The 11520-nt window shown below is 59.1% G+C and carries 15 protein-coding genes; 9 read left to right on the top strand and 6 right to left on the bottom strand.

What is annotated here, in order from left to right; genetic code table 11:
- From lptC to ACWHXD_RS05000, 8 genes are all read left to right on the top strand, one after another.
- Entirely contained in the window at nucleotides 1-573 is a 573-nt protein-coding gene (gene lptC / locus ACWHXD_RS05035; protein ID WP_014716937.1) for an LPS export ABC transporter periplasmic protein LptC, read from the top strand.
- Nucleotides 560-1093, top strand: coding sequence for a lipopolysaccharide transport periplasmic protein LptA (gene lptA / locus ACWHXD_RS05030; protein ID WP_032893554.1), 534 nt, complete (start codon nucleotides 560-562; stop codon nucleotides 1091-1093). Before lptC ends, lptA begins: the two co-directional genes overlap by 14 nt.
- Nucleotides 1093-1818 (top strand): LPS export ABC transporter ATP-binding protein, encoded by a 726-nt coding sequence (gene lptB / locus ACWHXD_RS05025; protein WP_138761300.1) that lies wholly within the window; start codon nucleotides 1093-1095, stop codon nucleotides 1816-1818. The genes lptA and lptB overlap by 1 nt, the downstream gene beginning before the upstream one ends.
- Nucleotides 1819-2002: 184 nt before the next feature.
- Nucleotides 2003-3496 carry an RNA polymerase factor sigma-54 gene (locus tag ACWHXD_RS05020; RefSeq protein ID WP_003188580.1) on the top strand — a complete coding sequence of 498 codons (1494 nt, stop codon included), beginning with the start codon at nucleotides 2003-2005 and terminating at the stop codon, nucleotides 3494-3496.
- A 75-nt stretch (nucleotides 3497-3571) separates the two neighbouring features.
- A complete protein-coding gene (gene hpf / locus ACWHXD_RS05015) occupies nucleotides 3572-3877 on the top strand; it encodes a ribosome hibernation-promoting factor, HPF/YfiA family (RefSeq protein ID WP_003171804.1) in 306 nt (101 codons plus the stop codon).
- A 10-nt stretch (nucleotides 3878-3887) separates the two neighbouring features.
- Nucleotides 3888-4352, top strand: a complete 465-nt coding sequence (gene ptsN, locus ACWHXD_RS05010) for a PTS IIA-like nitrogen regulatory protein PtsN (protein ID WP_003188579.1) — start codon at nucleotides 3888-3890, stop codon at nucleotides 4350-4352.
- A gap of 2 nt (nucleotides 4353-4354) precedes the next feature.
- Nucleotides 4355-5212 carry an RNase adapter RapZ gene (gene rapZ / locus ACWHXD_RS05005; RefSeq protein WP_003188578.1) on the top strand — a complete coding sequence of 286 codons (858 nt, stop codon included), beginning with the start codon at nucleotides 4355-4357 and terminating at the stop codon, nucleotides 5210-5212.
- Nucleotides 5213-5228: 16 nt separating this feature from the next.
- Nucleotides 5229-5501 carry an HPr family phosphocarrier protein gene (locus tag ACWHXD_RS05000; protein WP_032893555.1) on the top strand — a complete coding sequence of 91 codons (273 nt, stop codon included), beginning with the start codon at nucleotides 5229-5231 and terminating at the stop codon, nucleotides 5499-5501.
- Between the two features lie 121 nt (nucleotides 5502-5622).
- On the opposite strand, the gene ACWHXD_RS04995 is transcribed toward ACWHXD_RS05000, so the two are convergent.
- The 6 genes from ACWHXD_RS04995 to pmbA form a co-directional block, all read right to left on the bottom strand.
- Entirely contained in the window at nucleotides 5623-6516 is an 894-nt protein-coding gene (locus ACWHXD_RS04995; protein WP_098949562.1) for a ZIP family metal transporter, read from the bottom strand.
- A 32-nt stretch (nucleotides 6517-6548) separates the two neighbouring features.
- The gene (locus tag ACWHXD_RS04990) at nucleotides 6549-7160 is read right to left on the bottom strand and encodes a superoxide dismutase (RefSeq protein ID WP_138761299.1); all 612 of its coding nucleotides are present in this window, start codon (nucleotides 7158-7160) and stop codon (nucleotides 6549-6551) included.
- A 1-nt stretch (nucleotide 7161) separates the two neighbouring features.
- Nucleotides 7162-7590, bottom strand: a complete 429-nt coding sequence (locus ACWHXD_RS04985) for a DUF2753 family protein (RefSeq protein WP_003188573.1) — start codon at nucleotides 7588-7590, stop codon at nucleotides 7162-7164.
- Nucleotides 7591-7617: 27 nt separating this feature from the next.
- Nucleotides 7618-8994 carry a class II fumarate hydratase gene (locus tag ACWHXD_RS04980; RefSeq protein WP_138761298.1) on the bottom strand — a complete coding sequence of 459 codons (1377 nt, stop codon included), beginning with the start codon at nucleotides 8992-8994 and terminating at the stop codon, nucleotides 7618-7620.
- Nucleotides 8987-9382, bottom strand: coding sequence for a hypothetical protein (locus tag ACWHXD_RS04975; protein WP_032893559.1), 396 nt, complete (start codon nucleotides 9380-9382; stop codon nucleotides 8987-8989). The genes ACWHXD_RS04980 and ACWHXD_RS04975 overlap by 8 nt, the downstream gene beginning before the upstream one ends.
- 147 nt (nucleotides 9383-9529) lie before the next feature.
- Entirely contained in the window at nucleotides 9530-10876 is a 1347-nt protein-coding gene (pmbA, locus tag ACWHXD_RS04970; protein WP_032893561.1) for a metalloprotease PmbA, read from the bottom strand.
- 108 nt (nucleotides 10877-10984) lie between these two features.
- Between pmbA and yjgA the strand changes: the two genes are divergently transcribed.
- Nucleotides 10985-11506 (top strand): ribosome biogenesis factor YjgA, encoded by a 522-nt coding sequence (yjgA, locus tag ACWHXD_RS04965; protein WP_003188568.1) that lies wholly within the window; start codon nucleotides 10985-10987, stop codon nucleotides 11504-11506.
- Nucleotides 11507-11520 lie beyond the last annotated feature (14 nt).

The following is an 11520-nucleotide window of genomic DNA, read 5'->3' as shown; positions in this document are numbered from 1 at the left end:
ATGCTGAGCAAAAAGATTCGCAACTTCCTGTTATTCGGGGTCATCGCCGCGCTGCTTCTGGCGGTGGGCTACTGGAATATCAGCCCGGAGCGCTTTCTCGACAAGCCTGTTGCGCAGGTTGACGAAGGCCTTATCGACTATTACGCCACCAATGCCTACAGCATTCAGTACCTGCCCGATGGCAAGGTGCAGTATGAGATGACATCGGACAAGGTCGAGCACTTGAAGGCTTCCGAAGTCAGCCTGCTGACCAATCCGGACCTGAACCTGTATCGCGGCACCGAATTTCCCTGGCACGTCACCAGCAAGCGTGGCGAGGTGAACCCGGACGGCACCGAAGTTGAACTGATCGACTCGGTTCGCGTCGCACGTACAGACGCGCAGAACCGCGATACCATCATTACCAGCAGTCGCATGACCGTATTCCCACAGAAGCAATATGCGCAGACCGAGCAAGACGTTAGAATCGACGGCGCTGGCGGTGTATCGACTGGCAAGGGAATGAAAGCGTATTTGAAAGAAAGCAGGATACACCTGCTATCGAACGTAAGAGGACAGTATGAGGCTCGTTAAAACCCTCCCTATTTTGCTCGGTCTGGGCGCAGCACTGGGAAGCGTGAGCGCCTGGGCTCTGCCGAACGATAGCCAGCAACCGATCCACATCTCGGCTGACGATGCACAGCTCGATGACAAGCAAGGTGTGGCCACCTATACCGGCGGCGTGATCATCACCCAGGGCTCGATGAAGATTACCGGCAACACGGTGACCCTGACGCGTACCAAGACCGGCGATATCGATGTGGTGACGTCGGTGGGCAACCTGGCTTATTTCGAGCAGAAGCAGTCCGCCACCGACACCGGCCCGATGAAGGGCTACGGTAAGACCATCCAGTATCACGCCCAGCAGAATCGTATCGTGCTGATCGACCAGGCCAAGGTACTTAGCCCCGACGGCAACTCGACCGAAGGTGAAAAAATCACCTATGACACCGTCAAGCAGATCGCCAACGCCGGTCGCGCCAACGGCAACAAGGTCACCGCACCGCGCCCGCGCATCGACATGGTTATCCAGCCGAAGAAGAAGGCCGAGTAATGGCAACCCTGAAAGCCCAGCACCTGGCCAAGGCCTATAAAAGCCGCCACGTGGTACGCGATGTCAGCCTGTCGATCGACAGCGGCCAGATCGTCGGTTTGCTCGGCCCTAACGGTGCCGGCAAAACCACCTGCTTCTATATGATCGTCGGGCTGGTCCAGGCAGACCAGGGTCGCGTATTGATCGACGACCTGGACGTCAGCCACCAACCCATGCACGGTCGCGCACGGGCAGGTATCGGCTATCTCCCCCAGGAGGCGTCGATCTTCCGCAAACTGTCGGTGGCCGACAACATCATGGCGATCCTCGAGACCCGCAAGGAACTCGATCGCGATGGCCGCCGCCAAGAGCTGGAAAGCCTGCTGCAGGAATTCCACATCAACCATATTCGCGACAACCTCGGCATGAGCTTGTCCGGTGGTGAACGTCGTCGCGTGGAAATCGCCCGCGCCCTGGCGACCGCGCCGAAATTCATCCTGCTGGATGAACCCTTTGCCGGTGTCGACCCGATTTCGGTGGGTGATATCAAGCAGATCATCCATCACCTCAAGGCCAAGGGCATTGGGGTGCTGATCACGGACCACAACGTGCGCGAGACCCTCGATATCTGCGAGACCGCTTATATCGTCAACGATGGCCAACTGATTGCCGAAGGCGATGCCGAGACGATCCTGGCTAACGAGCTGGTGAAGGAAGTGTACCTGGGTCACGAGTTCCGCCTGTAAACACAGGGGTATCGCGCTTTTCCCTGGAGCGCGCGGGAGTCAATGGAAACCTCGGTTTTTTTATTGTTACCGCGCTCTAGGCAAAGGCCCCGAGATCAGGCATATAATTTGCTTATGTTTGGCGCTCACGCGCCCTGTCGTGGATGGCGCATTGCGCCGGCGAATAAGGTGTTAAGCCCCTGCCATGAAACCATCGCTAGTCCTGAGAATGGGCCAGCAGCTGACGATGACACCGCAGCTGCAACAGGCCATCCGCCTGCTCCAATTGTCGACCCTGGACCTGCAACAGGAAATCCAGGAGGCCCTGGAGTCCAATCCGATGCTCGAACGCCAGGAAGAAGGCGACGACTTCGACAACGCAGATCCGCTGGCCGACAACATCGAGCAAAAACCCAATCCCGACGTGCAGGAACCCTCCTATCAGGAAACCGCCCCGACGGTGGATAACCTGGAGGAAGGCGACTGGAACGAACGCATTCCCAACGAGCTTCCCGTGGACACCGCGTGGGAAGACGTCTACCAGACCAGCGCCAGCAGCCTGCCGAGCAACGATGATGACGAGTGGGACTTCACCACCCGCACGTCGGTGGGTGAGAGCCTGCAGAGCCACTTGTTGTGGCAACTGAACCTGGCGCCGATGTCCGATACCGATCGTCTGATCGCGGTCACCCTGATCGATTGCATCAACAACCAAGGCTACCTGGACGAAACCCTCGACGAGATCCTCGAGGCCTTCGACCCGGAACTGGACATCGAACTGGACGAAATCGAAGCCGTCCTGCACCGCATCCAGCAATTCGAACCCGCCGGCATCGGTGCCCGTACACTCAGCGAGTGCCTGTTGCTGCAACTGCGCCAACTGCCCGCCAAGACGCCATGGCTCACCGAAGCGCAACGCCTGGTCAGTGATTACATCGACCTGTTGGGCAGTCGTGACTACAGCCAACTGATGCGCCGCATGAAGCTCAAGGAAGATGACTTGCGCCAGGTCATCGAGCTGGTGCAAAGCCTCAACCCGCGTCCGGGCTCGCAGATCGAATCCAGCGAAGCCGAATACGTGGTCCCCGACGTCATCGTGCGCAAGGACAACGAGCGCTGGCTGGTGGAGCTGAACCAGGAGTCGGTACCGCGCCTGCGGGTCAACCCGCAATACGCAGGTTTTGTGCGCCGCGCTGACACCAGCGCCGACAACACCTTCATGCGCAACCAGTTGCAGGAAGCGCGGTGGTTCATCAAGAGCCTGCAAAGCCGCAACGAAACCCTGATGAAAGTCGCGACGCAAATCGTCGAACACCAGCGCGGTTTCCTGGAATACGGCGACGAGGCCATGAAGCCTCTAGTGCTGCACGACATCGCCGAAGCCGTTGGCATGCATGAATCGACGATTTCGCGGGTCACCACGCAGAAATTCATGCATACCCCACGGGGTATTTATGAGCTGAAATACTTTTTCTCCAGCCACGTCAGCACTTCCGAGGGCGGCGAATGCTCGTCCACGGCGATCCGCGCGATCATCAAAAAACTGGTTGCCGCGGAAAATCAGAAAAAGCCGTTGAGTGACAGCAAGATCGCTGGTTTACTGGAGGCACAAGGCATTCAGGTCGCCCGTCGAACCGTCGCCAAGTACCGCGAGTCCCTAGGGATCGCGCCTTCCAGCGAGCGTAAGCGTTTGATGTGACGGGCGGGCCACAGCGTTCCAGTGGTGGGTATTCCTGCCCACCGCTTTATGCACTGGCAACGAAGGAGAAGCTGTATGCAAGTCAACATCAGTGGACACCAGCTGGAAGTCACCAAGCCCCTGCGTGAATACACCGAGAGCAAACTGAACAAGCTTGCGGGGCATTTTGACAAGATCACCAACGTGCAGGTCATCATGGAGGTCGATAAGCTCAAGCAGAAAATCGAGGCCACCCTGCACGTACCGAATGCCAAGCTCGTCGCCAATGCGGAACATGAAGACATGTACGCGGCAATCGACTCGCTCTACGACAAGCTCGACCGCCAACTCATAAAGCATAAGGAAAAGAATCTGCACCTGATGCAAGGTACAGGTCGTTAACTCTCCCCCCATGATCCGACTTGAAACCATCCTGACCCCCGGCCGTTCCCTCGTGAACGTGCCGGGCGGCAGTAAAAAGCGCGCCCTTGAACAAATTGCCAACCTGATCAGCAGCCAAGTGCCTGAGCTGGAGATGCAAGATGTTTTCGAAGCTCTGATTGCTCGTGAAAAACTCGGCTCGACCGGTTTTGGCAACGGCATCGCCATTCCTCACTGCCGCCTCGAAGGCTGCGATACCCCGGTCAGCGCGCTGCTGCACCTGGAAAAACCCATCGACTTCGACGCCATCGACGGTGCCCCGGTTGACCTGCTGTTCGTTCTGCTGGTCCCGCAAGCCGCCACCGATGCGCACCTGGAACTGCTCCGGCAGATCGCCAGCATGCTGGACCGCAAGGATGTACGCGACAAACTGCGCAGCGCCTCCAGCAATGAAGCGTTGTACCAAGTTGTCCTGGATGAACAAAACGGGCAGTAATCATGCGTTTGATCATCGTCAGCGGTCGCTCCGGCTCCGGTAAGAGCACCGCCCTCAATGTGCTTGAGGACAACGGCTTCTATTGCATCGACAACCTGCCGGCCGGCCTGCTGCCAGAGCTGGCGGAACGTGCATTGATCCATACCGAATTGGCACAGCCACTGGTGGCTGTCTCGATTGATGCGCGCAACCTGCCCAGCCACCTTTCGCGGTTCCCGGAACTGCTGGAAGAAGTGCGCGCCAAGCACATTCATTGCGACGTGCTGTACCTGGATGCAGACGAAGAAACCCTGCTCAAGCGGTTCTCCGAAACCCGTCGACGTCACCCCCTCAGCAGTGCCAACCGCTCTCTGGCCGAAGCCATCGAGGACGAGACCAAACTGCTGGGGCCGATCATTGACCTGGCCGACCTGAAGATCAACACCACCAACCTGAACCTGTATCAGTTGCGCGATGCGATCAAGCTGCGCCTGCTGAACCAGCCTGAGCCGGGGACGGCGTTCCTGGTCGAGTCTTTTGGCTTCAAGCGCGGCATGCCGGTAGACGCCGACCTGGTGTTCGACGTGCGCTGCCTGCCCAACCCTTACTGGAAGCCGGAACTGCGCGATCAGTCGGGGTTGGACCAGCCTGTGGTCGACTACCTGGCCGCGCAACCGGACGTAGAAGAGATGTTCCAGGACATCTCCAGCTACCTGCTCAAATGGTTGCCGCGCTTTGCCGCCAGCAATCGGGCCTATGTCACCATTGCCATTGGCTGCACCGGTGGCCACCACCGCTCGGTCTATTTGACTGAACGACTGGGCCAGGTGCTGCAACAAACCCTCAAGAACGTCCAGGTTCGCCACCGCGACCTAAGCTGAAAGGAACACCACTGCGATGCCGGCTCGGGAAATTGAAATCATCAACAAGCTGGGCCTGCACGCCCGGGCGTCGGCTAAGTTCGTCGGCGTAGCTGGGCAGTTCCCCTGCCAGATCCGTGCAGGGCGCACGCCAGAGTCCATGGTCGATGGCAAAAGCATCATGGCGATGATGATGTTGGCGGCCGGCAAAGGCACCAAGATCCACCTGAGCACCGAAGGCGAGCAAGAAGACGAAGCAATGGCCGCACTGGTCGAGTTGATTAACAACTACTTCGACGAAGGCGAATAACCCCTACTGTAGGAGCGAGCTTGCTCGCGAAAAACGTCAACGATACGCGGGCATCCTGGTTTAACGCAGTGCTCTCAGGTTTTTCGCGAGCAAGCTCGCTCCTACATAGATAAAGCCATCCTCAGCCCAACGCCGTATCCATCACCATCATCAGGCAAAACCCGAGGCACAGCCCAAGGCTGGCGAGCTTTTCATGACCATTGCGGCGCGACTCGGGGATGACTTCATGAGTCACCACCAGCAACATGGCCCCAGCGGCCAGCGCCAGACCCAACGGCAACAACACTTCGGCAAGGCTCACCAGCCATGCGCAGAGCACCGCAAATACCGGTTCAACCAAGCCTGATGCAGCGCCAATCAGGAAGGCCTTGGCCCTCGACATTCCCGCTCCAGCCAATACCAGCGCAATCACCAGCCCTTCGGGGACATCCTGCAATGCAATGCCCATGGCGAGGCTGTCGGCATCCGCCATGCCTCCGCCCGCAGAGACACCCACGGCCATGCCTTCCGGGATGTTGTGCGCAATGATGGCAAACACGAATAACCAAATACGCGGCGGGATAACCGGTTTATCCGGTGTACCCACCAGCATTTCCGGGCTGGCGCCAGAGACCTTGCGGTCCACCAGGTAAAGGCCGAACGCTCCGAGCATGATGCCGAAGCTGATCAGGCCACCGGCGCCCCAGGGCGACAGCCCCAGGCTTTCAGCAGCAGCGATACCCGGCACGACCAGGGAAAACGCGGTCGCCGCCAGCATCACACCAGCCCCAAAGCCCAGCAGGGTATCGCTCAGCGCCATCGGCATGCGCCGAATCACCAACACCGGCACCGCCCCCAGCGCGGTGCCGAGCGCGCAGATCGCCCCGCCCTGCAAAGCACGCAAGATGCGCGGTTCCAGGTTCAACCAGGCCAGCCCATGGGCCACCAATAACGCAGTACCTGCCAATAGCAGCAGCGTGCCAAACGCATAACGAAACATCCGCACGCTACCGATCGCCAGTGTTTGAGTGCCCATAGTCGGCCTTAGATCTTGTTATGGAGTGAGTGTCAGGCCAAGGCCGCCTGATAGCGCGCGGCAACTTCCGGCCAGTTGATGACGCTATAAAATGCATTGATGTACTCGGGTCGTCGGTTTTGATATTGCAGGTAGTAAGCGTGTTCCCAGACGTCCAGACCAAGGATGGGTGTATTGCCGCTCATCAGCGGGCTGTCCTGGTTGCCGCTGCTTTCCACCACCAGCGTTTTTTGTGGCGTAACGCTCAACCAGGCCCAACCGCTGCCGAAACGCGTCAACGCCGCCTTGGTAAAGGATTCCTTGAAGCTGTCGAAGCCGCCAAGTTGTTCATCGATGGCCTTGCCCAGCGTACCCTCGGGTTTGCCGCCCCCTGTCGGTGACATGACCGCCCAGAACAACGAGTGGTTTGCATGCCCGCCTCCTTGGTTGACCACGGCGGCGCGTAATTTCTCCGGCAATGTTTGGACGCTGGACACCAGCTTCTCCACCGGCCAGCCGGCGAACTCAGTGCCCTCGACCGCGGCATTGAGGTTATTGATGTAGGTCTGGTGGTGCTTGGTGTAGTGAATTTCCATGGTTTGCGCGTCGATATGCGGCTCGAGGGCGTCGTAGGCGTAAGGCAAGGCCGGCAAGGTATAAGTCATATCAATGTGCTCCATAGTGGGACGTAGACGTTGGCGTCGCAGCACTGCCCAGCAGCCGATGAGTGCGTGGGTATTCGCCGTGATCGCTGATGAAATTCAGCAGCTCGACGTAGGTCTTGCTGCTCTGGCGCAACGCGGCCTCGCGCAATGACGGACTGAGGCGCGGGTCCTGCATGGTCTGCAGCAGGCGCTGGTGGATAGCGCAGAGGTATTCCGCGCTTTCCTCAGGCTGGTTCAGGCGCAAGTGCAGGTCCGCCAGGTTGTGATGGGAAATGACGCAAGCCGCCACTGCTTCGTCAGCATCCGCCCAGCGTTCGAACAACACTTGGGCCAGGGCCAGGGCTTGCAGATAGGCCTCGCGAGCGTCAACCAGCTCACCCGCCATAAAGCAGCGATTGGCCCGTTCGATCGTGCGTTTCCAGTGCTCCATGGTGAGCCTCCAAAGCAGGGTCGTTGATTACACGCCGCCAGCCGTGAGCTTTTCCGGGTCCAGCAGGACTTCCAGTTGGCTGCGAGGCAGGTCGGTGTGTTCGAGGGCGACATCGATCACCGGGCGGCCTTGCTGATACGCCTTCTTGGCGATTTCAGCGGCTTTCTGGTAGCCGATGATCGGGTTAAGTGCGGTGACCAGGATGGGATTGCGCGACAGCGCTTCCTTGAGCTTGGGTTCGTTGACCTTGAAGCTGGCAATGGCCTTGTCCGCCAGCAACCGGCTGGAGTTGGCCAGCAACTCCAGGCTGCTGAGCAGGTTCTGGGCAATGATCGGCAGCATCACATTCAGCTCGAAGTTGCCCGATTGGCCGGCCACGGTGATCACTGTGTCGTTGCCAATAACCTGGGCGGCCACCATGGCCGTGGCTTCTGGTATTACCGGGTTGACCTTGCCCGGCATGATCGACGAGCCCGGCTGCAGCGCCTCCAGTTCGATTTCACCGAGGCCGGCCAATGGGCCGGAGTTCATCCAGCGCAGGTCATTGGCGATCTTCATCAGTGACACCGCCGTGGCTTTCAACTGGCCAGAGACTGCAACGGCGGTGTCCTGGGAGCCAATCAGCGCAAACAGGTTCTTGCCGGGGGTGAACTTCACGCCGGTCAAAAGGCTCAGCTGCTGGCTGAAGCGCCCGGCAAACTCGGGGTGCGCGTTGATCCCGGTACCGACCGCCGTGCCGCCCTGGGCCAGTGCTTGCAGCGCCGGTAGCAAGTCCTGCACGTGGCCGATATTGGCCTTGAGCTGCTGCGCCCAGCCGTTGAGCACCTGGCTCATGCGCACCGGCATGGCGTCCATCAAATGCGTGCGGCCGGTCTTGATGAACGGATGAACCTCCTCGGCTTTTTGCTCGATGACTTGCACCAGATGCAACAGGGCCGGCAGTGTTTGCTCGTGCAGCACCAACGCGGCACTGACGTGGATGGTGGTGGGGATGATGTCGTTGCTGCTCTGGCCGCAATTGACGTGGTCATTTGGGTTGACCGTCTCGCCGAGCAAACGGCTGGCAAGGGTCGCGATCACTTCGTTGGCGTTCATATTGGAGCTGGTGCCAGAGCCGGTCTGGAAAATATCCACCGGAAAATGCTGCATGTAGTCGCCTTCCAGCAAGCCTTGGGCGGCATCGACAATGGCCTTGCCCTGCCCTTCGCTGATTTGCTTGAGGTCGACGTTGACCCTCGCGGCGGCGGTCTTGGCCAGGATCAGGGCGCGGATGAACTGCGCCGGCATGGGTTGATGACTGATCGGAAAATTATTCACGGCACGCTGGGTTTGCGCGCCATACAAAGCGTCTTGCGGCACACGCAGTTCGCCCATGCTGTCGCGTTCGATACGGGTGTCACTCATCATTAGATCCTTGCACCAAGTCAGAAACGGAAATCGAAGGCAGTAATTCGCAGCTCGCCAATTGCCAGGCAAAGGTCTGCCAGCGCTTGAGGCGGCAGGCACAGTGGGAGAGTTTTTCCAGGTCGCGCAGTGGCCGCCAGGCCTGGTCCAGGCACAGGGAGCGCCAATGCCAGGGCAAGGCGATATCGCTGGCAGTGTCGATCAACAAGCGAAATGAGGTTTCGGCGATCGTCCACGGATGGGTTGCGGTGCAACACGCCAGGTACCGACCTTCGTTGAGGTAATGCTCGATCAGGCGGGGTTCATTGGGATCCAGGCCACAGCGAATCTGGCGGCTCATCCAACGCCAGCTTTCCAGATAGGGATCCTCATGCAGGACAGAACTCATGAGCCACACTCATTCGGTAATGATATTTATTATTAAATGATATTGAGAATCAAAACAAGAGTAGCCCATTGATCCCACAAAAGAGCTGCAATAAAAAAGGCGCGCCATCTTTGCGATGGCGCGCCTTTTGGGGACGTGCTGGAGGGATTAGCTGCCAGCGACCGTCATGCGTTCGATCAGCACCGAACCCGTGCGGATATTGCTGCGCAGTTCCAGGTCGTTACCCACGGCAACGATTTGCTTGAACATATCGCGCATATTGCCGGCGATGGTCACTTCCTGGACGGCGAACTGAATCTCGCCGTTCTCCACCCAGAAGCCCGCCGCACCGCGCGAGTAGTCACCGGTGACCATGTTGAGGCCATGGCCCATCAATTCCGTCACCAGCAACCCGCGCCCCATCCGCCGCAACAACGCGGCCTGGTCTTCATCGCCATGGGTCACGAACAGGTTATGCACGCCGCCCGCGTTGGCGGTGCTTGGCAGGCCCAGCTTGCGACCGGCATAAGTGCCCAGCACATAGGACACCAACTCACCCTTCTCGACAAACGGCTTGGCATAGGTTGCCAGGCCATCGCCGTCGAACGACGAACTGCCCATCGCGCGCATCAGGTGCGGGCGCTCGTCGATGGTCAGCCACTCAGGGAACAGCTTCTGGCCGATGGCGCCTTCCAGGAACGAAGACTTGCGATACAGGTTGCCCCCGGAAATCGCCCCCAGGAAGCTGCCGAATAAACCACCGGCCAACTCTGCGGAAAACAGCACAGGCACTTCGCAGGTCGGCACCGGGCGCGCGCCCAGGCGGCTTGCAGCCCGTTGCGCCGCACGCAGGCCAATGCTTGCAGGGTCTGCCAGTAACTCGCCTTGGCGGTTTACGTCGTACCAGTAATCACGCTGCATCTGGCCATTGGCTTCGGCGATCATCACGCAACTGAGGCTGTGACGCGTGGACGCATAGCCACCGATAAAGCCATGGCTGTTGCCGTAGACGCGGCAGCCCTGATGGGTGCTCAAGGTGGTGCCGTCCGCATTCTTGATGCGGGCATCGGCATCGAAGGCTGCCGCTTCGCAGGTCAATGCCAGCTCGATGGCTTGCTCAGGGGTGATATCCCAGGCATGGAACAGGTCGAAATCCTGCACATCCTTGGCCATCAGCGCTTTGTCGGCCAGGCCCGAGCTTTCATCCTCGGAGGTGTGCTTGGCAATCGCCAGTGCCGCGGCGACGGTCTCGCGAATCGCCTCAGGGCCACTGGCGGAAGTGCTGGCCGAGCCTTTGCGCTGGCCGGCATACAAGGTAATACCAAACCCTTGGTCACGATTGAATTCAACCGTTTCCACTTCTCGCTGGCGCACCGAAGTCGACAACCCTTGCTCCAGCGACACCGCCACTTCACAGGCGCTGGCCCCCTGGCGCTTGGCCTCGGCAAGGATCTGCTCGACTTGTTCCTGCAGTGCCGGTAACGCTTGTGGACCGACGCTTTGGGCTGCACTCATGGTTTTCTCCACTCAAATTCTGCTTTCGGTTAAGGCCATCGAGCGACCGGGCCGGACAAGCGGCCCCCGACTGGTTATCATGGCGGCGTTTCTTTGCGGACTGCCACCATGGTTGATTCTTACGACGACTCCCTCGATGGGGAGAAAAGCAAAACCCAGGTCAAACGTGAGCTGCATGCTCTGGTTGACCTTGGCGAGCGCCTTACAACGCTCAAAAAGGATTTGGTTGCCAAACTGCCACTGACCGACGAAATGCGTCGGGCCCTGGCCGATGCGCCCAAGCACACCGCGAATATCGCGCGTAAACGGCATATCTCGTTTATCGGCAAACTGATGCGCGACCAAGACATTGACGCCATTCTGACTTTGCTCGATCAAACCGATGCCTCCACTCGCCAGTACAACGAACGCTTCCACAACCTGGAACGTTGGCGTGACCGCCTGATCTCGGGCGATGACGCGGTGCTGGAGAAATTCGTACTGGACTACCCGGACGCGGACCGCCAGCAATTGCGCTCCCTGATCCGTCAGGCCCAGCACGAGCTGGCGCATAACAAGGCGCCAGCCACCAGCCGTAAAATCTTCAAGTACATCCGTGAGCTGGACGAGACTCAACGCGGCCTGCGCTGATCCTCTTCCCCGGG

Source organism: Pseudomonas fjordensis (assembly GCF_976987115.1).
The sequence above is the reverse complement of the archived record's forward strand: the minus strand, read 5'-3'. Positions and strand labels throughout refer to the sequence as shown.

Coding starts and splice junctions, on each gene's coding strand:
- yjgA (WP_003188568.1), top strand. CDS start 10,985: ATGGTTGATTCTTACGACGACTCCCTCGATGGGGAGAAAAGCAAAACC.
- pmbA (WP_032893561.1), bottom strand. CDS start 10,876: ATGAGTGCAGCCCAAAGCGTCGGTCCACAAGCGTTACCGGCACTGCAG.
- lptB (WP_138761300.1), top strand. CDS start 1,093: ATGGCAACCCTGAAAGCCCAGCACCTGGCCAAGGCCTATAAAAGCCGC.
- ACWHXD_RS04990 (WP_138761299.1), bottom strand. CDS start 7,160: ATGACTTATACCTTGCCGGCCTTGCCTTACGCCTACGACGCCCTCGAG.
- ptsN (WP_003188579.1), top strand. CDS start 3,888: ATGATCCGACTTGAAACCATCCTGACCCCCGGCCGTTCCCTCGTGAAC.
- lptC (WP_014716937.1), top strand. CDS start 1: ATGCTGAGCAAAAAGATTCGCAACTTCCTGTTATTCGGGGTCATCGCC.
- hpf (WP_003171804.1), top strand. CDS start 3,572: ATGCAAGTCAACATCAGTGGACACCAGCTGGAAGTCACCAAGCCCCTG.
- rapZ (WP_003188578.1), top strand. CDS start 4,355: ATGCGTTTGATCATCGTCAGCGGTCGCTCCGGCTCCGGTAAGAGCACC.
- ACWHXD_RS05020 (WP_003188580.1), top strand. CDS start 2,003: ATGAAACCATCGCTAGTCCTGAGAATGGGCCAGCAGCTGACGATGACA.
- lptA (WP_032893554.1), top strand. CDS start 560: ATGAGGCTCGTTAAAACCCTCCCTATTTTGCTCGGTCTGGGCGCAGCA.
- ACWHXD_RS05000 (WP_032893555.1), top strand. CDS start 5,229: ATGCCGGCTCGGGAAATTGAAATCATCAACAAGCTGGGCCTGCACGCC.
- ACWHXD_RS04995 (WP_098949562.1), bottom strand. CDS start 6,516: ATGGGCACTCAAACACTGGCGATCGGTAGCGTGCGGATGTTTCGTTAT.
- ACWHXD_RS04985 (WP_003188573.1), bottom strand. CDS start 7,590: ATGGAGCACTGGAAACGCACGATCGAACGGGCCAATCGCTGCTTTATG.
- ACWHXD_RS04975 (WP_032893559.1), bottom strand. CDS start 9,382: ATGAGTTCTGTCCTGCATGAGGATCCCTATCTGGAAAGCTGGCGTTGG.
- ACWHXD_RS04980 (WP_138761298.1), bottom strand. CDS start 8,994: ATGAGTGACACCCGTATCGAACGCGACAGCATGGGCGAACTGCGTGTG.